Origin of the sequence: Marinithermofilum abyssi, assembly GCF_014641195.1 — a bacterium.
GTDB lineage: Bacteria > Bacillota > Bacilli > Thermoactinomycetales > DSM-45169 > Marinithermofilum > Marinithermofilum abyssi.
On the sequence record NZ_BMHQ01000011.1, the window covers coordinates 54,353 to 79,077 of the forward strand.

General features: G+C 53.0%; 25 protein-coding genes. All 25 read right to left on the reverse strand.

Annotated elements, in window-relative coordinates; translation table 11 throughout:
- Nucleotides 1-28: 28 nt before the first annotated feature.
- The 25 genes from IEW70_RS14390 to nusA all read right to left on the reverse strand — a co-directional run bounded on the left by IEW70_RS14390 (nucleotide 29) and on the right by nusA (nucleotide 24,723).
- Nucleotides 29-2,398: an FtsK/SpoIIIE family DNA translocase gene (locus tag IEW70_RS14390; protein ID WP_188648610.1), complete on the reverse strand. Its 2,370-nt coding sequence runs from the start codon at nucleotides 2,396-2,398 to the stop codon at nucleotides 29-31.
- Nucleotides 2,399-2,860: 462 nt separating this feature from the next.
- Nucleotides 2,861-3,064 (reverse strand): YlzJ-like family protein, encoded by a 204-nt coding sequence (locus IEW70_RS14395; RefSeq protein WP_188648611.1) that lies wholly within the window; start codon nucleotides 3,062-3,064, stop codon nucleotides 2,861-2,863.
- Nucleotides 3,061-3,837: a ClpP family protease gene (locus IEW70_RS14400; protein ID WP_188648612.1), complete on the reverse strand. Its 777-nt coding sequence runs from the start codon at nucleotides 3,835-3,837 to the stop codon at nucleotides 3,061-3,063. Before IEW70_RS14400 ends, IEW70_RS14395 begins: the two co-directional genes overlap by 4 nt.
- 178 nt (nucleotides 3,838-4,015) lie before the next feature.
- On the reverse strand, nucleotides 4,016-5,695 hold the full coding sequence (locus IEW70_RS14405) for a ribonuclease J (protein ID WP_188648613.1): 1,680 nt from the start codon (nucleotides 5,693-5,695) through the stop codon (nucleotides 4,016-4,018).
- Nucleotides 5,696-5,849: 154 nt separating this feature from the next.
- Nucleotides 5,850-6,737: a 4-hydroxy-tetrahydrodipicolinate synthase gene (dapA, locus tag IEW70_RS14410; RefSeq protein WP_188648614.1), complete on the reverse strand. Its 888-nt coding sequence runs from the start codon at nucleotides 6,735-6,737 to the stop codon at nucleotides 5,850-5,852.
- Between the two features lie 39 nt (nucleotides 6,738-6,776).
- Nucleotides 6,777-8,036, reverse strand: coding sequence for an aspartate kinase (dapG, locus tag IEW70_RS14415; protein ID WP_188648615.1), 1,260 nt, complete (start codon nucleotides 8,034-8,036; stop codon nucleotides 6,777-6,779).
- A 15-nt stretch (nucleotides 8,037-8,051) separates the two neighbouring features.
- The gene (locus tag IEW70_RS14420) at nucleotides 8,052-9,089 is read right to left on the reverse strand and encodes an aspartate-semialdehyde dehydrogenase (protein WP_188648616.1); all 1,038 of its coding nucleotides are present in this window, start codon (nucleotides 9,087-9,089) and stop codon (nucleotides 8,052-8,054) included.
- 104 nt (nucleotides 9,090-9,193) lie between these two features.
- Nucleotides 9,194-9,796 (reverse strand): dipicolinate synthase subunit B, encoded by a 603-nt coding sequence (locus IEW70_RS14425; RefSeq protein ID WP_188648617.1) that lies wholly within the window; start codon nucleotides 9,794-9,796, stop codon nucleotides 9,194-9,196.
- Nucleotides 9,793-10,692, reverse strand: coding sequence for a dipicolinate synthase subunit DpsA (gene dpsA, locus IEW70_RS14430; protein ID WP_188648618.1), 900 nt, complete (start codon nucleotides 10,690-10,692; stop codon nucleotides 9,793-9,795). Before dpsA ends, IEW70_RS14425 begins: the two co-directional genes overlap by 4 nt.
- Before the next feature lie 136 nt (nucleotides 10,693-10,828).
- On the reverse strand, nucleotides 10,829-11,074 hold the full coding sequence (locus IEW70_RS14435) for a YlmC/YmxH family sporulation protein (RefSeq protein ID WP_188648619.1): 246 nt from the start codon (nucleotides 11,072-11,074) through the stop codon (nucleotides 10,829-10,831).
- Nucleotides 11,075-11,439: 365 nt separating this feature from the next.
- Nucleotides 11,440-11,622 carry an aspartyl-phosphate phosphatase Spo0E family protein gene (locus tag IEW70_RS14440; protein ID WP_188648620.1) on the reverse strand — a complete coding sequence of 61 codons (183 nt, stop codon included), beginning with the start codon at nucleotides 11,620-11,622 and terminating at the stop codon, nucleotides 11,440-11,442.
- Between the two features lie 16 nt (nucleotides 11,623-11,638).
- Nucleotides 11,639-12,088, reverse strand: a complete 450-nt coding sequence (gene dut / locus IEW70_RS14445; RefSeq protein WP_188648621.1) for a dUTP diphosphatase — start codon at nucleotides 12,086-12,088, stop codon at nucleotides 11,639-11,641.
- Nucleotides 12,075-13,328 carry a M16 family metallopeptidase gene (locus IEW70_RS14450; RefSeq protein WP_188648622.1) on the reverse strand — a complete coding sequence of 418 codons (1,254 nt, stop codon included), beginning with the start codon at nucleotides 13,326-13,328 and terminating at the stop codon, nucleotides 12,075-12,077. The genes dut and IEW70_RS14450 overlap by 14 nt, the downstream gene beginning before the upstream one ends.
- A gap of 75 nt (nucleotides 13,329-13,403) precedes the next feature.
- A complete protein-coding gene (locus tag IEW70_RS14455) occupies nucleotides 13,404-14,408 on the reverse strand; it encodes a polysaccharide deacetylase family protein (protein WP_188648623.1) in 1,005 nt (334 codons plus the stop codon).
- Nucleotides 14,409-14,548: 140 nt separating this feature from the next.
- Nucleotides 14,549-16,654 carry a polyribonucleotide nucleotidyltransferase gene (gene pnp / locus IEW70_RS14460; protein WP_188648624.1) on the reverse strand — a complete coding sequence of 702 codons (2,106 nt, stop codon included), beginning with the start codon at nucleotides 16,652-16,654 and terminating at the stop codon, nucleotides 14,549-14,551.
- 132 nt (nucleotides 16,655-16,786) lie between these two features.
- On the reverse strand, nucleotides 16,787-17,056 hold the full coding sequence (gene rpsO / locus IEW70_RS14465; protein WP_188648625.1) for a 30S ribosomal protein S15: 270 nt from the start codon (nucleotides 17,054-17,056) through the stop codon (nucleotides 16,787-16,789).
- Nucleotides 17,057-17,231: 175 nt separating this feature from the next.
- Nucleotides 17,232-18,167, reverse strand: coding sequence for a bifunctional riboflavin kinase/FAD synthetase (locus tag IEW70_RS14470; protein WP_188648626.1), 936 nt, complete (start codon nucleotides 18,165-18,167; stop codon nucleotides 17,232-17,234).
- 5 nt (nucleotides 18,168-18,172) lie between these two features.
- On the reverse strand, nucleotides 18,173-19,078 hold the full coding sequence (truB, locus tag IEW70_RS14475; protein ID WP_188648627.1) for a tRNA pseudouridine(55) synthase TruB: 906 nt from the start codon (nucleotides 19,076-19,078) through the stop codon (nucleotides 18,173-18,175).
- Nucleotides 19,078-20,070, reverse strand: a complete 993-nt coding sequence (locus tag IEW70_RS14480) for a DHH family phosphoesterase (RefSeq protein WP_188648628.1) — start codon at nucleotides 20,068-20,070, stop codon at nucleotides 19,078-19,080. The genes truB and IEW70_RS14480 overlap by 1 nt, the downstream gene beginning before the upstream one ends.
- Nucleotides 20,054-20,410 carry a 30S ribosome-binding factor RbfA gene (gene rbfA / locus IEW70_RS14485; protein ID WP_188648629.1) on the reverse strand — a complete coding sequence of 119 codons (357 nt, stop codon included), beginning with the start codon at nucleotides 20,408-20,410 and terminating at the stop codon, nucleotides 20,054-20,056. Before rbfA ends, IEW70_RS14480 begins: the two co-directional genes overlap by 17 nt.
- Before the next feature lie 24 nt (nucleotides 20,411-20,434).
- Nucleotides 20,435-20,716: a DUF503 domain-containing protein gene (locus tag IEW70_RS14490; protein ID WP_188648630.1), complete on the reverse strand. Its 282-nt coding sequence runs from the start codon at nucleotides 20,714-20,716 to the stop codon at nucleotides 20,435-20,437.
- Nucleotides 20,717-20,718: 2 nt separating this feature from the next.
- Nucleotides 20,719-22,908 (reverse strand): translation initiation factor IF-2, encoded by a 2,190-nt coding sequence (gene infB / locus IEW70_RS14495; RefSeq protein WP_188648631.1) that lies wholly within the window; start codon nucleotides 22,906-22,908, stop codon nucleotides 20,719-20,721.
- The gene (locus IEW70_RS14500; RefSeq protein ID WP_188648632.1) at nucleotides 22,790-23,224 is read right to left on the reverse strand and encodes a YlxQ family RNA-binding protein; all 435 of its coding nucleotides are present in this window, start codon (nucleotides 23,222-23,224) and stop codon (nucleotides 22,790-22,792) included. Before IEW70_RS14500 ends, infB begins: the two co-directional genes overlap by 119 nt.
- Entirely contained in the window at nucleotides 23,217-23,495 is a 279-nt protein-coding gene (rnpM, locus tag IEW70_RS14505) for an RNase P modulator RnpM (protein WP_229752015.1), read from the reverse strand. Before rnpM ends, IEW70_RS14500 begins: the two co-directional genes overlap by 8 nt.
- 31 nt (nucleotides 23,496-23,526) lie before the next feature.
- Complete coding sequence (gene nusA / locus IEW70_RS14510) at nucleotides 23,527-24,723, reverse strand: transcription termination factor NusA (protein ID WP_188648633.1); 1,197 nt, start codon at nucleotides 24,721-24,723, stop codon at nucleotides 23,527-23,529.
- Between the last annotated feature and the right edge of the window lie 2 nt (nucleotides 24,724-24,725).

The following is a 24,725-nucleotide window of genomic DNA, read 5'->3' on the forward strand; positions in this document are numbered from 1 at the left end:
GCTAGCCTATTGTTTTCCTCCCTTCGATCTACATCGGGATGTTTTGCTGCTGCAACTGCTCCGGATGCACCAGCACCTCCCGCGGCTTGCTGCCTTCATAAGGGCCGACAACCCCATTCTGTTCCATGGCGTCAATCAAGCGAGCTGCCCGGGTATAGCCGATGCGCAGGCGTCGTTGCAAAAGAGAAACGGATGCCGTTTTCGCTTCCACCACCAGCTGCACCGCTTGGGGATACAATTCGTCCTCCACTGTTTCCCCGTCCTCGGCTTCTTTTGCCTCGGGAATCATCTCTTCCTGGTAGCGGGCTTCCTGCTGGTCCTTCACAAAGCGAACCACCGCCTCCACCTCTTTATCCGACACAAAGGAACCTTGTACCCGAATCGGCTTGGATGCGCCTACGGGCAAATACAGCATATCCCCGCGTCCCAGCAGCTTCTCTGCGCCGCCCATATCCAAAATGGTGCGGGAATCGGCCTGGGAAGACACACCGAAAGCAATCCGGGAGGGGATGTTTGCCTTGATCACACCGGTGATCACATCCACCGACGGGCGCTGAGTGGCGATAATCAAATGAATTCCCGCCGCGCGCGCCATTTGTGCCAGCCGGCAGATGGCATCCTCTACATCAGCGGGGGCCACCATCATCAAATCCGCCAGTTCGTCGACAATCACCACAATATACGGCAACGGTGGACGATCTTTCTGCTCTTGGATCAGTTGGTTATATCGTTCAATATCCCGTGCGCCGGATTTGGCAAACAATTCATACCGCTTCTCCATTTCCGCCACCACTTTTTTCAGCGCCACTGCAGCCCGGCGGGAATCTGTCACTACCGGCGCCAACAAATGGGGAATTCCGTTATACACGTTGAGTTCCACCATCTTGGGATCAATCATCATGAAACGGACCTCATTGGGTTTCGCCTTATACAAAATGCTGCAGATAATGTCGTTGATGCAGACACTTTTTCCTGCCCCGGTGGCACCAGCCACCAACAAGTGAGGCATCTTGGTGAGATCCCCCACGATCGCTTCACCGGAAATATCCCGCCCCAGCGCCAGGGAGAGCTTGGATTTGGACTCATGGTACTGGGAGCTTTCCAGCACATCCCGCAGGCTGACGATGGAAACCTCGGGATTGGGCACTTCGATCCCCACCGCGGCTTTTCCCGGAATAGGCGCCTCTATCCGAATATCCTTGGCCGCCAAAGCCAGTGCAAGATCATCCGCCAAATTGACGATTCGGCTCACTTTTACCCCTGTGCTGGGCTGTACTTCGTATCGGGTGACAGCGGGCCCCCTGTGGATCTGGGTGACCGTTGCCTTGACACCGAAACTCTCTAAGGTGGCTTCCAGCTTTTTCGCGTTTTCCGTCATGCCGCGGCGTTCTTGCTGCCTGCCGGATTTTTTCGGCTTATCCAAAAGAGAATAGGATGGAAGGCGATATTCCGCCATCTCTTTTTCAGGGTGGAACTGTACCACAACCGTACCGTCTTTTTCCGATTCCTTCGGTTTCTCTGCCGCTTGTTCCGCTCCCGAGCCAGAAGCGGAGCCGGGTGCCGGTTTGGCCTGGCCCAGAATCGATGCTGCCAAATCGGGAGACGGTTTGGAATCTTCCTCCGCCGCCGGTTCACTTCGGTCCGCAAAATCATGAATGACCGGCATTTCCAACTGTTCGTACTGAGGAGCTTTTTTCCCCAGCCAGTCTCGCTTTTTCGCTTTCCGAGTGAAGCCGGAAGAGTCTCCTTGTTCCTTCTTTTGTTGCAGTGCCGTAAACCGGCGGGAAAGATCCCGCTTCCACTCGGCCACTTTGTTTTGCCACCAGGCACGCAGTTTCCGAAAAGCGGTGACATAGGAAAAGCCGGTAGTCAACAACACACCCGCCAGAGCCAACGCCGTCACGGCGATAGTGGAGCCCGTCCGATCAAACAGATAATAAAACAAGGCATAACCAAAAGCGCCCACCATACCTCCTCCGATGTCCGTGGGAAGACGGGACTCGCGCTCCTCCAACACCAATTTCCATGTCGTCGCCAGGATGGGGCCGCCTTGGCCTTTGGCTTCGAGCGTGTCAAAGGTATCCATATGGTTCATAATCAGAAAGGCAAGCACCATCAGCAAAATCCCCGTCCACCGGGGAGACCACTCTTTCGGCCACCGCCGCTGCACCATCACATACACAGACAGAACGATACCGCCAAGAGGGAGTAAAAAGTCCCAGTTTCCTACAAAAAAACGGGACAAGTATGTAAGAGAACGCCCAGTCGCCCCCAAGTTGGCCATCGCCATCAAGGATAAGGTGAAAATGCCGATCCCGTACAGTTCGTAACGGATCGCCCGTTTCAGGCCTGTTTGTTTGGTTTGCTTGTTTTCTTTTTTCTTTTTTCCTTTCGCCATGTACAATCACCTTTTCTCTATGATGCCTCGTTGCGGAACAAAATGTCGCTCCTTTCGCGCTGCAACGCCGGATTTCCCATATGATTCCATGGCGTTTTTCGCCAGCCCTCACCTTATTATAACATGGAAAGGGCAGCCAATCTTCGCCTACCATTTCGTGATCCCCTTCGGTGATCTCCTGCCAAAAAGAAAAGAAGCTTGGAAAAAGCTTCTCAGATCGATGACAAACCTGTAGGATCGCTTCGACTCTTTTGCCCGTTGCTCCCTTGCCCGTGGGCACACTAAAGCATTTTCCTTGGTTCGCGCCTCGTCATCGCACCTCACGGGGCATTTCGTCGTGCTACGTGTCGCTGCACTCCATAGCCACGCTATATTTATCTGTGATGTCAGAAAGGGAGAGACGGGATTCTCTGTTACACTGGATAAGCTGAGAGGTCGGAAAAACCTCTTTAGGTGTTAAAACTATAACCGACTACCCGGCTGGAAGCGGGGATCGAGGTAGTGTGCGGGGTCCATTGAGAGCAAGCGGACGATCCTCGTATCATGAAGACCCACTTGCTCCACCAACATGGGAACCCCTTCCACCACGGCTTCCCGATATTCCGGCTGCGGCAGAGTGGGATCGTAAAACACCATGTCCGCAGGGACCACCGAATAATGAATCACTGAATGACGCCTCCGTTTCGATTCATCTCGATCCGACGATTCAGTTCTTCCAAAGCGTCTGACAACCCGCCCACCTGATCGATCAATCCATGATGGACGGCATCCCGTCCGATTACATTGGTACCGATATCTCGGGCCAGTTCGCCGGTGCGGAACATCAACTCGCGGAATTTCTCTTCCGTAATGTTGGAATGACGGGCAACAAAACGGATCACCCGCTCCTGCATCTTTTCCATATATTCAAAAGTCTGCGGAACACCTACAACCATTCCGGTCAATCGCACGGGGTGAATCGTCATCGTGGCCGTTTCGGCGATAAAGGACATATCGGCGGAAACGGCGATGGGTACACCGATACTGTGCCCTCCTCCCAGAACTAACGAGACTGTCGGTTTACTCATACTGGCGATCATTTCAGCGATGGCCAGACCGGCTTCCACGTCCCCGCCGACGGTATTGAGAATGATAACGACCCCTTCAATGTTTTTGTTTTGCTCAGCAGCCACAATCTGGGGTATCACATGTTCATACTTCGTCGTCTTGTTTTGGGCCGGCATCACCAAGTGCCCTTCCACCTGCCCGACCACCGATAAACAATAGATGTTGGATGCCAAGTGGGGAACATTGGCCTGCCCCAGTTGTTGAATGGCATCCACTACACTTTTCTTGCGATCCTCATCCATCTTTTCCGGCTTTTCCGGCGTCTTCGGCGGTTCGGGTGGGGATGGCGGACTCACCTGAGGTTGTGTCTCCGATTTGGTTTCCATATCCATGGCAGTAACCTCCTTTTCTTTTGTAGTATGTACTTCTTTCCTCTTATTCCATACAAAAAAGCATTCCACAGAATACTTCCCCCGGCCCGCTCGAGTTGGATGTATTCCGCCACAAAAAAATAGCCGCAACCCCTTATTTATCAAGGGGTTGCGGCTATCGTTGTTCATGGAATTATACTTATACTTCCATAATGATTGGCAAAATCATTGGCCGGCGCCGAGTTTTATCATACAAGAAGCGGCTCAGCGCATCCCGGATGCTCGTCTTGAGCGACGCCCATTCGCTGACGCGTTCGTTCGCACACTTTTCCATCGTTTGGGTGACAATGCGGTTGGCTTCCTCCAGCAGCTTTTCCGACTCTCGTACATAGACAAAGCCGCGGGAGATAATATCCGGTCCGGACAAGATTTTGCCATTGTTTTTACCTAGGGTGACTACAACCACCAAAATTCCGTCTTGCGACAGCAATTTGCGGTCACGTAACACGATATTTCCTACATCTCCGACACCTAAACCGTCAATCAAAACATTACCTGTCGTTACCTTCGAACCATAACGGGCTTTCCCGCCGGAAAACTCCACAACATCTCCATTGTCGCAGATAAAGATGTTTTCCGGACGAACGCCCACTAACTCTGCAAGTTGGCCGTGAGCCCGAAGCATGCGGTGCTCACCATGAATCGGGATGAAATATTTGGGACGCATGAGGGTGAGCATGAGTTTCAGATCTTCCTGGGAACCGTGACCAGACACGTGAACGCCGTTCTGAGCGTTGGTGCTGTAGACAACGTCGGCCCCGACCCGGAACAACTGGTCGACCGTACGTGCTACCAGCTTTTCGTTTCCGGGGATCGGTGTCGCCGCCAAAACAACGGTATCTCCCGGCAGGATTTCGATTTTTCGATGGGAGCCATGGGCCATCCGTGTCAGCGCAGACATCGGTTCCCCTTGGCTGCCGGTAGACATCACCGCTACCTTATGAGCGGGCAATCGGTTGATTTCGTCCGGGTCGATTAACAGATCCGATGGAACCCGCAAATAACCCAGTTCCATCCCGATGTTTACTACATTCACCATGCTGCGGCCGATGACCGCCAATTTCCGATTATGCATGTGCGCAGCATCAACCACTTGCTGAATCCGGTGAATATTGGAGGCGAATGTAGCAACGATCACCCGCTGTTTGGCCTTGCGGAACACCTCTTCCAGCGCTTCCCCGACCGTGCGTTCCGATCCGGTAAAGCCCGGGCGTTCCGCGTTGGTGCTGTCGGACAGCAGGCAGAGGACTCCCTTTTTGCCGATTTCCGCCATTTTGTGCATGTCGGCTGCCTGTCCGTTGACAGGTGTCATGTCAAATTTGAAGTCACCCGTATGAACTACACAGCCTTCGGGTGTCTCCAAACATACGCCGACAGAATCCGGAATACTGTGGTTCGTTTTGAAGAAGGTCGCCTTCATCGAACCCATTTTAATCTCCGAACGACTGTTGATCAGCACACGTTTGGTCTGGTTCAAAAGATGAGCTTCGCGCAGCTTGTGCTCCACGAGTCCCATCGTCAGTTTGGTTCCGAATACCGGTACATTCAAATCCTTCAAGATGTAAGGAAGTCCGCCGATATGATCCTCATGTCCATGCGTCAAAATAATGCCGCGAACTTTGTCGCGATTTTCCAACAAATACGTGATGTCCGGAATCACCACATCGATTCCCAACATTTCCTCTTCCGGAAACATCAGTCCCGCATCGATGACGACGATGTCATCCCCGTACTGCACCACGTACATGTTTTTCCCGATTTCATCCAACCCACCGAGAGCAAAAATGGAGAGTTTGCTTCGTGAGTTGTTCTTTCCCAAAAAAATTCCTCCTGTATTTAATTGTAGTTCACCCAAAAACCGCACAAGTCACTTGGTTCCATTATACCCGATTGCTGATCCCGCTTGCAAGAAACAGCCAAAAAATCTTCCCATTCCTTTTCCAAACATCAAAAAAACCCGCCGGTTGGCGGGTTTAAACTTTCAGCTCCTCCAGCAAAGTGGAGACGATATCTTTTTGCTGGTCATTCAGGGGGATCACCGGGAGTCGGACATGTTCTTCACAGATCCCTTTTAAAGCCATCGCATATTTCAGGGGAGCGGGGCTGGATGTCATGAACATCGCTTGCATCAGCGGGTTATATGTTTGCTGCATTTCGGCTGCCTTCTTGACATCTCCCGCAAAAAAAGCATTCATCATCTCTTTCATCTCCGAACCGAGCAAATGGCTGGCCACACTGACGATCCCGTCGGCCCCCACCGACAAATACGGGATAAATAATTCATCCACCCCACTGTAGACCGCCACATCCTCCGGTTTGCGGGAGATGAGCTGAGCCGCCTGGACTAGGTCCCCGCTGGCTTCCTTGATCGAGGTGATGTTTTCCACTTCATGAGCCAGCCGCAACATCGTCTCCGTAGCCATGTTCACACCGGTTCGGTGGGGCACATTGTACACCATCACCGGGAGATTCGTGGCACCGGCTACCGCTTTGAAGTGCTGAATCATCCCTTCCTGGGACGGTTTATTGTAGTAGGGTGCCACCACCATCACCCCATCGACACCGGTCGACTCCGCCTCCTTTGTCAGCTCGATGGAGGCGGCGGTGTTGTTGCTTCCCGTCCCCGCTATCACTTTGACCCGGCCTTTTGCTTCATCGGCACAGAAGCGGAACAGCTCTACCTTCTCCTCATGGGACAGCGTCGGGGATTCTCCCGTCGTGCCCGCTACCACGAGAGTTTCGGTTCCTGTTTGAATCAGATGTTCCATCGTATCCTTCACCCGGGGCCAATCAATGGCCCCGTCCGTGGTGAAGGGGGTTATCATTGCTGTTAACAATCTGCCAAAGTACACGGCGTCCATCCCTCCAGATACGGATCAGGAATGATCAACTGTCTTTATCTATCGTAATCCATTCACTGGGTTTTCGTGAAGGTGAATATTATGGAGATTGAATTGTCGATGAAGGGCGCGGACAGCTTTGGCCATATCCTCTCCGCGAACCAACACCCAGATGGTTGTGTGGGAATCAGCGGACTGCAGGATCTGAATGTCTTCCTGGGTCAAGGCCTCCGCGATCTTGGACATGACGCCGGGAACTCCCGCAATTCCTGCTCCAACCGTGGATACTTTGGCACAACCCCGGTGAAGGATCGGTTCCAATTCCATCCCGTGCAAAATTTCCTCCGCCTTGTCCGCCACATGATCATACACGGTATAAGCCAACCCGCTGGGGTTCACATTGATAAAGTCCACACTGATCCCGTTTTCCGCCATGGCTTTAAATACGCGCAACGGGATATCGTACTGCCCTTCTTTGGCATTCACCTTGATCTGAGTAACATTCGGGACTTGGGTGATCCCGGTGATCAGCCGGTCATTCACTTCTCCGGCCAACCGGTTGGCTTCCGTTGTGCTGCACACCAATGTACCGGGATTATCTGTCCAGGTGGATCGAACCCGGATCGGAACGTTGGTCTGCATCGCCAGTTCCACGGCACGGGGGTGAATCACTTTCGCTCCTTGAAAAGCCAGGTTGCACATCTCGGTATACGTCACCGTTTCCAGCGGAGAAGCATCTTCCACAATCCGGGGGTCCGCCGTCATGATCCCGTCCACATCGGTAAAAATATCCACAATATCCGCATTCAGTGCGACACCGAGAGCGGTAGCCGTGGTATCACTGCCTCCCCGGCCCAGAGTGGTGATTTCTCCGTCGGTGGTTCGGCCTTGAAACCCAGTGACGATGACGACTTTCCCTTTGTCCAGTTCTTCCCGAATCCGGTTCGGGTTGATCGTCACAATTTGCGCATTCGTATAATCGTTATTGGTTATAATGCCAGCTTGGCCGCCTGTCAACACACAGGTGTCGATTCCTTCGTTTTTCAGCAGACTGGCCAAAGTGGTTGCCGAAATAATCTCCCCGCAGGAGAGCAGCAAATCCTGCTCACGGGGAGGAAGCGTTTGTCCGTTTTCGTTTTGACCTACTAAATCCAACAATGTATCTGTAGCATACGGATCCCCTTTGCGCCCCATGGCGGATACGACCACCGCCAATCGGCATCCTTCTTCCAACGCGCTCTTAATATGATGCACGACCCGAGCGCGAAGCTCGGGCGTGGCCAAAGAGGTTCCACCAAATTTCTGAACTCGGATTTTCATACTCTGATCCCTTTCTCAACTGTCGAGTGAAACAAGATGTTCGGCGATTTGGACTGCGTTGGTAGCAGCTCCCTTCAACAGGTTGTCGGAAACCACCCACATGTTGAGCGCACGAGGGTTGATCACATCCCGGCGAACACGTCCCACAAAGACCTCATCTCGCCCTTCAGCATCCAACGGCGTCGGATACACCTGGTTATCGATGTCGTCTTGCAGAATGATGCCTTTCCCTTCGCTCAGTACTTGGCGTACCTCTTCCAGATCAAAGTCCTCTTTGAGCTCTACATACACCGTTTCGCTGTGGCCGCGCATCACCGGCACCCGCACACAGGTGGCGGTTACGCCGATGTTGTCGTCATTAAAGATTTTTTTGGTCTCCCGCACCATTTTCATCTCTTCCAGCGTAAACCCGTTTTCCTGGGCTACGTCGCATTGCGGGAGTGCATTGAACGCAATCTGATAATGTTTATCCAATTTGCCCACCGGCATGATTTCTTTCGGAACTTCTTCCCCTTTCAGCGCTGCCTCCGACTGTTTGCGCAACTCTTCCACGGCGCTGGCGCCGGAACCGGAAACCGCCTGATAGGTGGAGACAATAACCCGGTCAAAACCAAACCGATCATAGAGGGGTTTCAATGCCACCACCATTTGAATGGTAGAACAGTTGGGGTTGGCGATGATCCCTTTGTGGTTCCGGATCGCTTCCGCGTTCACCTCCGGCACGACCAAGGGAACTTCGGGATCCATCCGAAAGGCGTTGGTGTTATCCACCACAACCGCTCCCCGTTTGACCGCTTCCGGAGCAAACTTCTCGCTGACACCGCCCCCAGCACTAAACAGCGCGATATCGACACCTTCAAATGCTTCCGGGGTCGCTTCTTGAATCACCACATCTTCCCCGCGGAAACGGACCGTTTTTCCGGCAGACCGTTTGGATGCAAGAGGCTTCAGTTCTTTTACCGGAAAAGAACGCTCTTCTAAGTTTCTGAGAATCTGTTGTCCTACAGCTCCTGATGCACCTAAAACGGCTACCGTATATTCACGTGTCGGCATAATGGATGAAATCCTCCTCCAAATCTTTGCCGAAAGATACAAAGGCCTTCAACTGGACGAAGGCCATTGTATCTATCCGGCAAGAGCTATGATTATACTATCTATTATGAGGTCAAATCGCGGTATTTTTCAACTATCATTGGTTGGATTTGATACCCATTGATTGCCGCTTCGCAAGTTTCGGGGATCAGCTCCATCCTGGAAACCATCGATTTCGGCTTCCTTTCGGGTGCATCCTGTCCGAAGGGAACAAAATAAATATCTTTGGCGGCCACCAGTTTGGCCAAGTTGGATGCATTGAGCCCCAGGGCATCGTTGGTGGAAATGGCTAATACCACCGGTCGGTGATTGCGCATCTGCGCCTTCGCCGCCATCAACACCGGTCCGTCTGTCAGCGCATTGGCCAACCGGGCCAGGCTGTTGCCTGTGCAGGGTGCAATCAACATACAGTCCAATAACTTTTTGGGACCGATGGGCTCCGCATCCGGCACACTGGTCATGGGTTCTTCACCGGTAATCTCCCGGATCTTCTCCATCCATCCCGCAGCCGTGCCGAAGCGGCTGTCCACGGTCTGGACCGTGTGGGAAAGAATCGGGACGACACGGGCTCCCAGGTCTTTTAACCGCTTCATTTGCGGGAGCACTTCATCGTGTGTGCAATGGGATCCCGTCATCCCAAAGCCGATGGTTTTTCCTTCGAGATTCATGGTGTTGCCCCCTCGTCACCAAACTCTTTCAACATCAATCTCGTCATGGTTTGCGCCAAAATCCGGCCGGCGGTTTTCGGTGCAACGATCCCCGGCAGACTCGGTGCGAGAAGCGCTTTAATTCCCCGTTTTTCGGCATAACGGAAATCGACGCCACCCGGTTTGGAAGCCAAATCGATAATGACCGCACTGTAAGGCATATGAGCCAACACTTTGGCGGTCACTACCATGGCGGGCACCGTGTTAAACAGCACATCCACATCCTCTACCTGCTCCTCCAGATCTTCCATATCAAAGGGGTGCAGGCCCATTTCCACCGCGCGGGCCAAATCTTTCGGCTTACGAACACCCGCTTTTACCCGAGCACCCAATGCGTGCAACGTACGGGCGAGTGTCATCCCCACCCGACCCAAACCGAGAACGATACAATTGGATCCGTGCAGTGTGATGTTGGTGTTTTGAATCGCCATCATCAATGCACCTTCCACCGTGGGGATGGAGTTGTAAATCGCGACATCATCCCGCTTCAAAAGCTCCACCAGCCGAATGGAGTGTCGTTTGCACATCTCTATTAAGTAGGATTTGGCAATACCCGCATAAACTACGGCATGGGAAGGAAGGGCTTCGATATGTTCCTCTGTCAACACCAATTTTTTCGACGTGAAAATGCTTTCGACACGTCCTTCCTCATCGGTGCCGACAATGGGCAAAATCAACATATCCACCGTCTTTAACAACTCAAAGGTCAGTTCCCGGTTACTCGCTCCGCTGAATGGACTTTGCAAATTGTCAAATCCGATCAAACTTACCCCGGCATCCAACTCAATACAGCTTTTGATTACTTCCAGCTGTCGGGCATCCCCGCCAAGGAAAGCGACATGTTTTCCCGTCAGCATCCGTCATGACCCCTTTCCCCTGGAGTGTCCTGACCCTTCGCCGGAACCCAACCGGAAAGAATTCTCATATGGCGACTATGATGCATCATATGACGGGGTCAAAAAAACGGTACCTGAGAAACACTGTCCTTTTTCCTTAATCTGTTCGCCGAAATCCGGATTCAACGATCACCATTTCCGGTCCGATTTTCCGTATTTTATTCCAATGAATCTCTACAGTGCCCTGTTTTTTCCCAAACCATCCGCTGCCTGTCGGCACGATCATGGAGCGAATTTTTCCGGTTTGGGGATCCACTTCCAAATCCGCCTGCCCAATGACGCCGATCCGCTCTCCACCCAACAAATCGATCAATTCTTTATCCGAGAACTCGCTCCAGCGCATGTTTCCACTCTCCTTCGGCGTGTTTGGTACTTGGTAGAATGTATCCGTCCAGCGAGTGGATTATGTCCATAGAAAAAAGCCATCTCAGTTGGATGACAAACCTATTGAACCCAGCAAAATGTTCTTCTACCCGTCGCCCTCTCTCCGTCCGAAACAGAGCGTGCACATTGGAGCAGGAGCGACAAAAAGCACGAGTTGCGCTTCTTGTAGTGCGATGACCGAGGCGTGCCAACTCGCTTATTGCCTCGGTTCTACGCATGAAAGCTGGATACGTTCATAGGTCGTTCCTTGTGAGATGGCCTTTTTCTTTCCCATAGATGATTTTGTCAGCAGCCTCCAGCCCTTGTGGATGGCTTGTCCGTTCATCACTGTTCCCGGTTGTTTTTTTCCTTCTGGTACTGGTTAATAAGTGCATCCAATTCCTGACTGATCGGCATCACCGCCGCATGGGTCAGCCGGGTGGGCTTTCCGCCCACTGCCTGATACAGAACCGCCCGCAACTGTTCCACTTCCTGTTCCAAATATTTCAATCGCGTGGAATCCAACATGCTCCCCCCGCTTCGGTTATTTTCCTGTATGCCCAAATCCGCCTGCTCCACGTGCGGTTGACGCAAGATCATCCGCCGGTTCCAAACGGACGGCGGGAACTTCCTGAAATACCAGTTGAGCGATCCGATCTCCACGCCGAACGGTGAAGGGCTCTTCCCCGTGATTAATCAGAATGACGCCCACTTCCCCCCGGTAATCCGCATCGATGGTTCCGGGTGAATTTAACGTGGTGACTCCTTTCTTTAATGCTAGTCCACTGCGCGGACGGACTTGCGCTTCCAACCCCTGCGGCATTTCCAAAGCGAACCCGGCCGGGATCAATCCACGCTTCCCCGGAGAAAGAATGACCGGTTCTGTTACCGCTGCCGGTATATCAAAACCACTAGCTCCTGCAGACATTTGTCGGGGAAGAGGCAAATCTTCATTCCCGGGCAGATGCCGAATACGCACCTTAAACAAGAGCATCCCTCCTGAACACGCTTGGAACTCGTCCCTCCGGAGATATCAGAGATAGTGACATGGGCTGGGTAAAAATGTCCCCAGCCAATTGCAACACATCCTGGTGAGAGACTTGTTGTACACTCTCGATGATTTCATCCAGCGTTTTGTGTTTTCCGAGCAACAGCTCGTTTTTCCCCAACCGGCTCATTCGATTGTTGGTGCTCTCCAAACTCAGCATCAGGCTGCCTTTCAACTGCTCTTTCCCTTTGTTCAGTTCCGCTTCGGTTACACCGTTTTCACGAATCTGCTTCAGATTGTCCAAGATGATCTCGATCACGTTATTTTCCTGGCCATGGGCTGTCCCGGCATAAATGGTAAAAAGCCCTGTGTCACGATAGGCGGAATGGTAGGAGAAGACGGAGTAGGCCAATCCCCGGTCTTCCCGTATCTGCTGGAATAAACGGGAGCTCATATTACCTCCCAATATGTTATTTAACAGGATAAACGTATAAATGCGAGGATCCCGGATGGAAATACCGGGAAATCCCAGACATAAATGCGTCTGTTCCGTTGATTTTTTGCGGATAAACGTACCGGCGGTATATTGGGGCTTTGCGATTTCTTCCAGCCGAGCCCCTCTTTGAAAATGTCCAAACCGCTCCTCAATCCGTTGCAGGTAATCATCCGGCAAGTTGCCGGCCAAAGATATCACCAAATTCTCCGGACTGTAGTGGCTGTCCCGGTAATCCACCACGGTTTGCCGGTCAAAGGAAAGCACATTGTTCACATTGCCAAGAACCGGGAAGCCCAGAGGATGGTTGGACATCGCTGCTTGGGAAAGGTAATCGTGGACGATATCATCCGGTGTATCTTCCACCATCCGAATCTCCTCCACAATCACCTTTTGTTCCTTTATGAGCTCTTCTTCCGCGAATGTGGATTCAAAAAACATATCCGCCAAGACATCCAACGCGACATTCAGGTGTTGATCCAACACCTTAGCGTAATAACAGGTCATCTCTTTGGATGTGAAGGCGTTTACCTGGCCGCCGATTTCATCAAAAGTCTCCGCCAATTCCCGGGCTGTTCGGTTTTTGGTCCCTTTGAACATCATGTGCTCCAAAAAATGAGAAATGCCGTTATTGCGGGCATTTTCCTGACGGGAACCCGTGCCGATCCACAACCCGAAAGCTATCGAGCGGACCGATGAAATTTTTTCCGCTACCACGCGGACACCGTTTCCCAATTGATGTTTCTCTATCAAATTGCTCCCCCTCATCCTGCTTGTCTCTCGCTGTCTATCAAATGTAAGTATTTTCCGCGAAGTATCCCCACTATATCAAAAGGCGATAACAGGCTCAACATGTTCCACTCGTTTTGACGAAAGAACTTCACTGACCGTTCCCAATTTTATTCCCTTATGCTTCACCGTGCGTATAATTTTGGGAAGTGCTGCTGCCGTTCGATCCGTCGGATGCATTAGCACCAATGAGCCCTTGCCCACCCCTTTTTTCACTCGGTTCACCATCCATTTCGGCGTGGATGTTTTTTTCCAGTCCACCGTATCCACCGTCCACAATACGGTTTTCATCCCGAATTTATCCGCCTCTTTCACCACGGCATCATTGAAATCTCCTGCCGGCGGAGCAAAAAAACGCGAATTCAACCCGGTGGTTTGTTCGATCAAGGCTTCCGTTTTGGCGATCTCCCGATGGATCGCTCCCGTGCTCAACCCGCTCATCAGTGGATGTGAATACGCATGGTTGCCGATCTCATGCCCTCTGCGCACCAATTCCCGGGCCATTTCGGGGTGCTTTTTCAACCAGGAACCATCCAGAAAAAACGTGGCGGAAACTTTTTCCCGAGCCAATATATCCAGCATCTCGGGCAGGTGCTCCGTTCCCCAGGCCACGTTGATCATCAAGGCCGCCATCGGTTTCTGTTCGTTGCCGCGATAAATCGGTTGGGGACCCGTCTTGCGAAACAAAGCATCCAACCCGTCGCGGTCGGGTAACGGCACCTCTTTATACACCCAGTGGATGGTAGGATCGTTGGGCTTCCTTTTGGCAATGCGGTAAGTCGTTTCCTTATCCACCGTCACTCCGTCATATCCCGGCACCGCTCTCCATACGCGATCGATTCGGGCCTTTACCGGCAACTCACTGCGCGCTGCCGCCCCCTCTTCGATTTTTTCCCACAAGGCATCCCGGGACAAGACGGGCACCGCCTCCCCGGCCCTTACCGTATGGATATATGCCGTTACCGAAGGGAAATGGGAAGCAGCAGCCAGTAAAGGGACAACCGCATACAAAAACAGTCCCATTCGGAGTCTTTTCCTTTTCATACAGCAGCACCTCCTACGGTTCGGTACTAACTTATGCAAGGAAAAGATCTCCTATACAAGCACCCCCTTTGGGCAAACAAAAAAGAGGCAGATCGCTCTGACTCTTTTTGTGCGATGTTATATGGAAGTGCCGGGAGCGATCAGGATTGCCCCTGAGCTTCTTGCTCCAGCAGCACCGCTTTGCGGGACAGATTGATCCGGCCCTGGTTATCGATCTCCGTCACTTTCACCAAAATGCTGTCACCGAGGTTGACCACATCGGTCACTTTATTCACCCGATTTTTATCCAGCTGGGAGATGTGCACCAGCCCTTCCTTGCCGGGCAATACTTCCACAAAAGCACCGTACTTTTCCACCCGTTTGACGGTCCCGGTGTAAATTTCTCCGACAGCCACTTCCCGTACGAGATCTTCGATGATTTTCTTCGCCTTTTCGTTTTGAGCAGGATCCGGTGAGGCGATGTAGACACGCCCATCTTGCTCGATATCGATTTTGACGCCGGTTTCGTCGATGATCTTGTTGATTACGCGGCCGCTCGGCCCGATGACATCCCGGATTTTATCCGGATGAATCCGCAGTGTAAGGATCTTCGGCGCATGAGGCGACAGTTCCTTGCGCGGTTCGGAGATGGCTTCAGCCATATTTTCCAACAGCACCATCCGGGCACGATGCGCATGTTTCAAGGCTTCTTCCAAAACCGTGCGGTCGATTCCCTGAATCTTGATATCCATTTGCAAGGCGGTAACACCCTTTTTGGTGCCGGCCACCTTGAAATCCATATCCCCCAAGTGATCTTCCATCCCTTGAATATCGGTCAAGACCTGAACTTTGTCCCCTTCTTTCACCAAACCCATGGCAATCCCGGCAACCGGAGACTTGATCGGGACTCCAGCGTCCATCATGGCCAAGGTAGATGCACAGATGCTGGCCTGGGATGTCGATCCGTTGGATTCCAACACTTCGGACACCAAACGGATGGTATAAGGAAATTCATCCTCCGAAGGAATCACCGGCTCCAGTGCACGTTCACCCAAAGCACCGTGGCCGATTTCCCGCCGTCCTGGGGCACGCAGCGGCCGGGCTTCTCCCACGCTGAATGGCGGGAAGTTGTAGTGGTGCATAAACCGCTTTGATTCTTCCAGATCCAACCCGTCCAGAATCTGAACATCTCCCAATGCACCCAATGTACAAACACTTAATACCTGGGTCTGTCCCCGGCGGAACAGTCCGGATCCGTGTGTCCGCGGCAAAATCGAGATTTCGCTGGACAACGGACGAATCTCCTCAGGAGTACGTCCGTCCGGCCGTTTCCCTTCATCCAGGATCATCCGACGAACTTCCTCTTTCAAAATGGTGCCCAGCACTTCTTGGATTTCCCCTTGTTGCTCCTCCTCGGGGAATTCTTCAGCCAGCTGTTCCAACACCTCGTCGTTCACAGTGTCAATCGCTTCCTGACGGGCTTGCTTTTCCACCACCTGAGCCGCTTCGATCAAGCGCTGGGTCGCCAGTTCCCGTACGCGCTGTTCCAGCGTGGGGTCCACCTGGTGCAACTGAGGCTCCATCTTTTCTTTGCCCACTTGCTTGACGATTTCCTCTTGGAAAGCCACCAAGCGCTTGATTTCCTCGTGGCCGAAGAGGATCGCTTCCAACATGACTTCTTCCGGTATTTCATCCGCTCCGGCTTCCACCATGTTGATCGCATCCTTGGTCCCCGCCACGACCAGGTGCATATCGCTTTTTTCCGCTTCTTCCACGGTAGGGTTGATGACAAATTTGCCGTCCACCCGTCCTACGATCACACCCGCGATGGGGCCGGTAAAAGGAATATCGGACACGGACAAAGCAGCGGAAGCCCCGATCATCGCAGCAATCTCCGTAGAGCAGTCTTGATCCACCGACATCACCGTCGTAACAACTTGTACTTCATTGCGAAAACCGTCCGGAAACAAAGGGCGGATCGGCCGGTCGATCAGCCGGCTGGCGAGCACGGCCTTTTCGCTCGGACGTCCTTCCCTTTTGATAAAGCCGCCCGGGATTTTTCCCACGGCATACAAACGTTCTTCATAATTCACCGTCAGCGGGAAAAAGTTGAGGTCCTTCGGCTCTTGGGATGCCGTGGCAGTTGCCAGCACCACCGTCTCGCCGTAGCGGACGAAAACGGACCCGTTAGCCATATTGGCAAACTTGCCGAACTCCAGCTTCAATGGTCGTCCCGCCAGTTCGGTTTCAAACACAGATGATTCCATCGTAGCTGCATTTCCTCCTCTCAAATCACACATTTCCTTAATTTCTTCATCCATATAGTATTTCCTTCCGTCGACGCTCTAGACAGCACCACATTACGGAAAAAAGCGGGGAAGAATCCCCGCTTTGCCAAGTTACCGACGCAGACCAAGTTTTTGGATTAGGTTGCGGTAACGGGTGATGTCTTTATTCTTGAGATAGTTGAGCAGGTTGCGGCGCTGACCAACCATCTTCAACAACCCGCGGCGGGAGTGATGATCCTTTTTATGTTCCCGCAGATGTTCGTTCAACTCGTTAATCCGGGTAGTCAGGATCGCGATTTGCACTTCCGGAGAACCCGTGTCATTCTCATGGGTTTTAAACTCGTTGATAATCTCCCGTTTCCGTTCCAAAGACAGGCTCATGCCATTCACCTCCCTTTAATACCAATCCCCCATAGCCTAGTTGATCGCCGAGGCACTCGATCATCCACGCCAGGGTTCAGAACACGTGCAAAAGGTGTTGCTTCACCCTTTGCAACAGATTTAGTATAGCATAGAAGTCGAAACGAAGTAAATAAATTTGCGATAGAGCTCTTAGTCAGCGGCCTTTTAACCACTCGCGGGCTTGCCGTTCGTCCGCCCGAATCTGCCCGACCAATTCCGTCACGGAATCAAAACGCTTTTCCGGCCGCAAGAAGCGGAGAAATGCTACTTGCAGCGTCCGTCCGTATAAGTTCTCTTGTGTATCCAACAAATGAACTTCTAAGGAAAGACGAGGTTCCGGGTCATGAAAAGTGGGCCGTACACCGATATTCATCACACCGTAACGGGGTTTGCCGGCTCCCTCCACCTGAACGATGTACACGCCATAAGCAGGTATATGATAGGGGCCATCCAAGGAAAGGTTGGCTGTCGGATACCCGATCTTTCGTCCCCGTTGATCTCCCTGCACCACCCTGCCCCGAACGGTGTAATGTCGGCCCAGGATCTTGCGGGCTTCTTCTACATCCCCTTTGGCTAAGGCCTGACGAAGGCGGGTACTGCTTAAGGGAAGTCCGTCCGAGTGGATCGGTTTCACCACTTCGACGTCAAAGAGCCCCGTCCCTAGACGGACGAGATCCTGAGCCTTTCCGGCAGCTCCACGGCCAAAGGTAAAGTTGAAACCGACCGCAGTACCTTTTACCTGAAGGGGCAGCAAGACTTCATTCACAAAGGCTTTCTCCGTCAAATCGGCAAAGTCCCGATCAAATCGCATGACATACGTGCGTTCCACACCCAGTCGCTCAAACTGCTTCAACTTTTCCGGAAGCGGCGTGAGATATTGGCTCATCTCTCCTTTGCCCAACACTTCCCGGGGATGAGGATGAAAAGTCATCACACCGAGAACGGCTCCATGCTTTTCAGCCAAACGGCGGGCTTGTGCAATAACGGCCTGATGTCCCCGGTGAACCCCGTCAAAATATCCGATGGCCAAAGTCGTAGGAGGAAATGGGTGGTCTGCTTCCAGCGGATACGTCAAGTGTAGCGTCTCCATCAATTTCACCTAACCCGAAAAACTTTTTCTGGACGTGCCGTCGTTTCCTCCACCAGACGATACAACGCGCAAAAACGTCCTTCTTCCGTATATACCCGGCATAGCGATCCAGCAGGAAAAGCGACGGGAGCGTCCAATTGCAGTGTCATGCCGTTCATAACCGAAGCAAAAGCGGATTCGGGAACGAACAGCACGGGTAAATGCCCCAATGCCTCTCCGGGACACACCAGCAGTTGATCCCAACCTTCCTCTTTCACCCGCTCTTCCAGAGCATCCAAGGTGACAGCGTCTTCCAGGTGAAAAGGGCCGCTTTCCACTCGAATCAAACGGGACATGTGAGCCGGATATCCCAAGGCTTTGCCCAAATCCACACAAAGTGTCCGAACATAGGTCCCCTTGGAACACAGCACATCAAAGTGGATCCGCGGATGGGGTTCGTCCAGCTCCAACCAGGTGACGATCAACTCATAAATCCGGATGGTACGGGACTTTCGTTCCACTTCTTTTCCTTCCCGAGCCAACTCGTACAGTCGTTTCCCTTTTATTTTGACAGCGGAGTACATCGGGGGAATTTGTTCCATTTCCCCGACAAAGCGGCGAAACACCTCGTTTACCTCATCCGGGTCCAAAGAATCCACCGCTGTCTCGGCCGTCACTCGGCCGGAAGCATCCTCTGTGTCGGTGGCGATCCCCAGGGTAAGCGTGCCGTGATACCGCTTCGGCAAATCCTGAATGTATTCTGCAATCCGGGTAGCCTGTCCGAGACAAACGGGGAGCACGCCCTCTACATCAGGATCCAAGGTGCCCGTGTGCCCCGCTTTTTTTTGACCGGCAATCCGTCGTACACGGGCTACCACATCGTGGGAAGTCATTCCGGGAAGTTTTCGGATGGGAATTACACCGTGCAGCATTAGGAACTCCCTCGCTTCAGTGCATCCGAAACTCTGGACAGCACCATTTGCTCCACTTTTTCCGGGGATTCTTCCAAGGTGCAGCCCGCTGCACGGGCATGGCCGCCGCCGCCGAAGCTTTTGGCCAATTCCCCGACATCCACTTTTTCCCGGGAACGCAAGCTGACTTTTATAGCACCGTCATCCGTTTCCCGAAACAGGATACCGACGTCCACTCCTTCCACATTGCGGGCATAATTGACGATACCGTCCATTTCATCCTCGCTGGCCTCGGCCTCTTCAAAGTCCCGGCGTTTCAACCACATCCACCCGACCTGGCCGCTATCGGAAAAGGTAAGCGTATCCAGGGCGCGCTTGGTCAATGCCAGCTGCCCAAGCGTCATCGTTTCCATCACCCGATCGGCAATCTCCCCGGGATGCACCCCCTGTTTCAGGAGATGAGAGGCCAGCTCCAATACAGCTGGCGTGGTATTGGAGTAACGAAACCCTCCGGTATCTGTCAACAGCCCCGTATATATACAAGCGGCTAGAGGCGTCTCCCATCGCAGTTTTAACGCTTCCACCAAATTTGCCAGCACCTGAGCGGTAGCTGCAGCATCCGGCACCACCCAGTTGGAAGTGCCGAAACGGTCATTTGTCGCATGATGATCAATATTGAGCAGCTGGGCATCCTCCGCAATGAGCGAACGGGCTTCTCCCATCCGTTCCGCGTCCGCTGCATCTACCGCAATCACATGGGAAAAAGGTGCAGCCGAGCGAAGCGCCTCCGGGGGCCGAATCCATTCCGCCCCCGGCAAAAACCGAAATTTGGCCGGAACCGGGGAGGCATTCACCAGATGAAATTCCTTCCCCAATTGCTTCAACATCCAGGCAACCCCCAGGGTGGAACCGATCGCATCCCCGTCAGGGTTTACATGGGAAACCACGAGAAACCGATCCGCTTCCCGGATAAAGCGGACCGCTTCAGCTGCTTGCTCATGATTTGGCGTCATCTTCGTTCACTTCTTCCAACAACTTGGAAATGCGTTGCCCGTACTCGATGGATTCATCAAATTTAAACACCAGTTCGGGCGTGTGACGCAGCTTGATCCGACGGCCGATTTCCGTCCGGAGGAAACCTTTGGCCTTCGCCAATCCTTCCAATGTCTCCTGCTTTTGTTCATCGCTGCCCAACACGCTGATATACACTTTGGCTTGTTGCAGATCCCCGCTCATTTCCACGGCAGTGACGGTTACAAAACCAATACGCGGATCTTTCATCTCATACTGCAGCACTTGGCTCAATTCTTTTTTTACCTGTTCGCCGACACGACTCGCCCGAATGCGGGTCACAGCCGACACCTCCTACCTGCCGCCTCACTCGATTGTGACAACAGCATCGATGATCTCTAAACCGTCTACTTGTTCCAACAGGCGGCGGGCCTGTTGCAACTCTTTTTCCACCAATCCTCTGTCGCCGGATACACCGGCAAAAGCCAGTTCTGCCAGCTGCCAGTGGTCCTGGGCACCCACTTCCGCCGCAGACAGGTTGAGGCGGTGCTTCACCCGCTCCAACCCGCTTTTCACTGCTCGGCGTTTATCTTTCAGCGAAGTGGAACCCAAGATGCGGCAACGGCATTCCATGATGCCGACGACCATGGTTACGTACGCTCCACTTCCTCAGTCACAAAGACTTCAATGACGTCTCCTTCTTTGATGTCATTGAAGTTTTTCAGCGTCAGACCGCACTCATAGCCCTGGCTGACTTCCTTGGCGTCATCTTTGAACCGTTTCAGGGTGTCGATCTCTCCTTCGTAGATCACCACACCGTCCCGGATCAACTGGGCTTTGCCGTCGCGCAGCACTTTGCCCTCCGTCACATAACATCCGGCAATCGTCCCCACTTTGGAAACCTTGAAGGTTTGCCGCACTTCGGCACGCCCCACCATTTTTTCCACATATTCGGGGTCGAGCATCCCTTTCATCGCCGATTCGATCTCCTCGATCACATTGTAGATCACGCGATGAAGACGGATATCCACTTTTTCCTGCTCGGCCGTCACCCGGGCGTTCGGCTCCGGCCGCACGTTGAATCCGATAATGATCGCGTTGGAGGCGGAAGCCAGAGTGACGTCGGATTCGGTGATGGCACCCACAGCAGAGTGGATGATGTTGACGCGAACGCCTTCCACGTCGATTTTTTCGAGGGAGCCTTTCAGGGCTTCGGCGGACCCTTGCACGTCCGCTTTGATAATGACGTTCAGGTCCTTCATCTCCCCTTCCTTAATCTGCTTATACAGATCGTCCAAGGTGACACGTGTGTGGGCTCCCAGCTCCGCCTGCCGTTTTTTCTCGATCCGGGCATCGGCGATCTCCCGGGCTTTTTTCTCATCTTCAAACACCATGAACGGATCGCCGGCTTCCGGCACATCCGCCAGCCCGAGAATCTCCACAGGCGTGGAAGGACCCGCAGTCTTCAGACGCTTGCCGCGGTCGTTCACCATGGCCCGTACCTTGCCGAAATAGTTGCCGGCCACCAAGGCATCCCCGACGTGCAGGGTACCGTTTTGTACCAAGACAGTCGCCACGGCACCGCGACCTTTGTCCAGCTCTGCTTCGATGACCACACCGCGGGCCCGTTTGTCCGGATTGGCTTTCAGCTCCTGCACTTCAGAAACCAGCAGGATCATCTCCAGCAGGTCTTCGATTCCTTCGCCCTGGATAGCGGAAACCGGTACATAGATGGTGTCGCCGCCCCACTCTTCCGGCACCAATCCGTATTCGGTCATTTGTTGCTTGATCCGATCCGGGTTGGCTTCCGGTTTATCCATTTTGTTAATGGCCACAATAATCGGCACATCGGCGGCCTTCGCGTGGTTGATCGCTTCCACGGTCTGGGGCATCACGCCGTCATCAGCGGCCACCACCAAGATCGCGATGTCGGTTACCTGCGCCCCGCGGGCACGCATCGTGGTGAAGGCAGCGTGACCCGGTGTATCCAGGAAGGTGATTTTCTTATCGTTGACTGTCACCTGGTATGCACCGATATGCTGGGTGATTCCCCCGGCTTCCCCGGCGGTCACTTTGGTGCTGCGGATCGTATCCAACAACGTCGTTTTCCCGTGGTCTACGTGACCCATGATGGTTACCACCGGCGGACGCTCTTTCAAATCTTCCGGTGCATCGATTTCTTCCACTTCTTCGAAGGCAGATTCATCCACCGGCTCTTTGTAATTGACGGTAACGTCAAACTCTTCGCAGACCAACATGATTGTTTCCACGTCGAGCTCTTGGTTGATCGTTGCCATCGTGCCCAATCCGATCAGCTTTTTGATCACTTCCGAAGCTTCCCGACGCAACGTGTGAGCCAGTTCCCCTACGGTCATGGGCCCGGTTATTTCGATCTCCGTCGGACGAACCGGGGCCGGTTTGTTTTGCTGGGTGCGGTTGTTCTTACGGCCGCCTTTTCCTTTTTTTCCGCGGAAGTTTTTGGTTTGTTGATCGCGGTTCCCCTTGCCGCGGTTGCTGTTGCCGCCTTTCCGGCGGTGATCGGCGTTGCCGTTGCCCGAAGCCTGGTTGTTCGAGCTGCGGCGGCGGTTGTTGTTATGATTGGTTGGTTTTTTCTCTCCCTTGTTCTGCTGATTCTGGTTGTTGACCTTCGTTTGCTGTTGCGATTTCTCCGCCCCCTCTTTTACATCTTTCAAAAAAGCTTCCACCTTTTTCACCATGTCCTCATCCATTACGCTCATGTGATTGTTGACATTGATCCCCATGCGCTTCAGGATGGTCAAAACCTCTTTGCTGGTCATGTTCATCTGTTTTGCGTATTCGTAAACGCGAACTTTCGCCAATATGGTCACCCCCGTCCGTTACTTGAACCAACTTCCGCATCGTTCGGGAAAAACCTGGATCGGTGACGGCGAGTACCACCCGCGATTCTTTTCCGACCGCTTTCCCCAGCTCTACCCGGGTCCCGGCCTGCACGAGAGGAACCCGGTAATAAGCGCATTTATCCGTCATTTTTTTGACTGCATTGGGCGATGCATCACGGGAAATCAGCACCAGATGAGCCCGGCCGCCGCGGATCGCCTGCAACACGGTTTCTTCTCCAGTAACCACCTTGCCTGCCCGCATCGCCAGCCCCAACAGCTGATATAACTTATCCATTGGGATTCACCTTGGAAACGTATTCCATCAACTGCTCATAAACGGCATCGTCCACTTTGGTTTTCAGCGCCCGATCCAAGGCCTTCTTTTTCCGTGCCATCTCCACATATTCGGGCTTGGCGCAAAGATAAGCCCCTCGACCGGACTTCTTGCCGGTAGGATCAATCAATACTTCCTCTTCCGGGGTACGAACGACCCGGATCAAGCTTTTTTTCGGAAACATCTCTTGGGATGCGACGCATTTGCGCATCGGTACTTTACGCTTTTTCAACTCCACCCACCTCCTCGACGGATGGTTGCAGTTACTCTTTTTCCTCTACGGTGTGGTGTTCCGCATCGGGTGCTTCCGTTTCTTCCAGTGTATCTTCCGCTTTCTCCACTGTGCCTGCAGCATCTTCCACCGCTTCCGCAGCGGCTTCAGATGCCTCATCAGAAGGGAGAGGCGTTTCTTCGTCTTCCGCTGTCTCTGCCGCTTCCGACTCACTCTTGATGTCGATTTTCCAGCCGGTCAGCTTGGCGGCGAGGCGGGCGTTTTGCCCTTCTTTGCCAATGGCGAGAGAGAGCTGATGATCGGGAACCACCACGCGGGCTACTTTTTCCTCTTCTTCGATATCGACATTGACCACTTTGGATGGACTGAGCGCATTGGAGACAAACTCCACCGGCTCTTCCGAGTAACGGACGATATCGATTTTTTCTCCACGCAGTTCGTTTACCACGGTTTGTACCCGCATGCCCCGGTGACCCACACAAGCGCCTACAGGATCCACCTGTTCATCCCGGGAGCTGACCGCAATCTTCGAACGAAAGCCGGCTTCACGGGCCACAGAGCGAATCTCTACAATCCCATCGTAGATCTCCGGCACTTCCAGTTCGAACAACCGCTTCAGCAGGCCCGGATGTGTCCGGGACAGAAAGACCTGGGGCCCTTTTGTCGACTTTTCTACTTTGGTAATGAAAGCTTTGACCCGGTCATTATGCTTGAAACGCTCTCCCGGCATCGTTTCCGAATGGGGCAAAAGCGCCTCCACCCGACCCAGATCCACATAATAATGACGATTGTCTGCGCGTTGCACCACCCCGGTAACGATATCTTCTTCCCGGTCTACGAATTGTTCGTAAATGATGCTGCGCTCAGCTTCACGGATCCGCTGAGTCACCACCTGTTTGGCTGTCTGGGCGGCAATGCGTCCGAAATCGGCGGGCGTCACTTCAATTTCCACGATATCACCCAGCTGATAGCCGGGGTTGATTTCCGTGGCCGCATCGAGAGAAATTTCCAATCGGGGGTCCAACACCTCATCCACCACGGTTTTCCGCGCAAACACACGCACCTGCCCCGAATCCCGGTCAATATCCACCCGCACGTTTTGGGCGGAATGAAAGTTGCGTTTATATCCAGAGATCAAGGCGGCCTCAATCGCTTCGATCAAAACTTCTTTGCTGATGCCCTTCTCTTTTTCCAGTTGGCTCAGGGCTTCAATAAACTCCGCGTTCATAA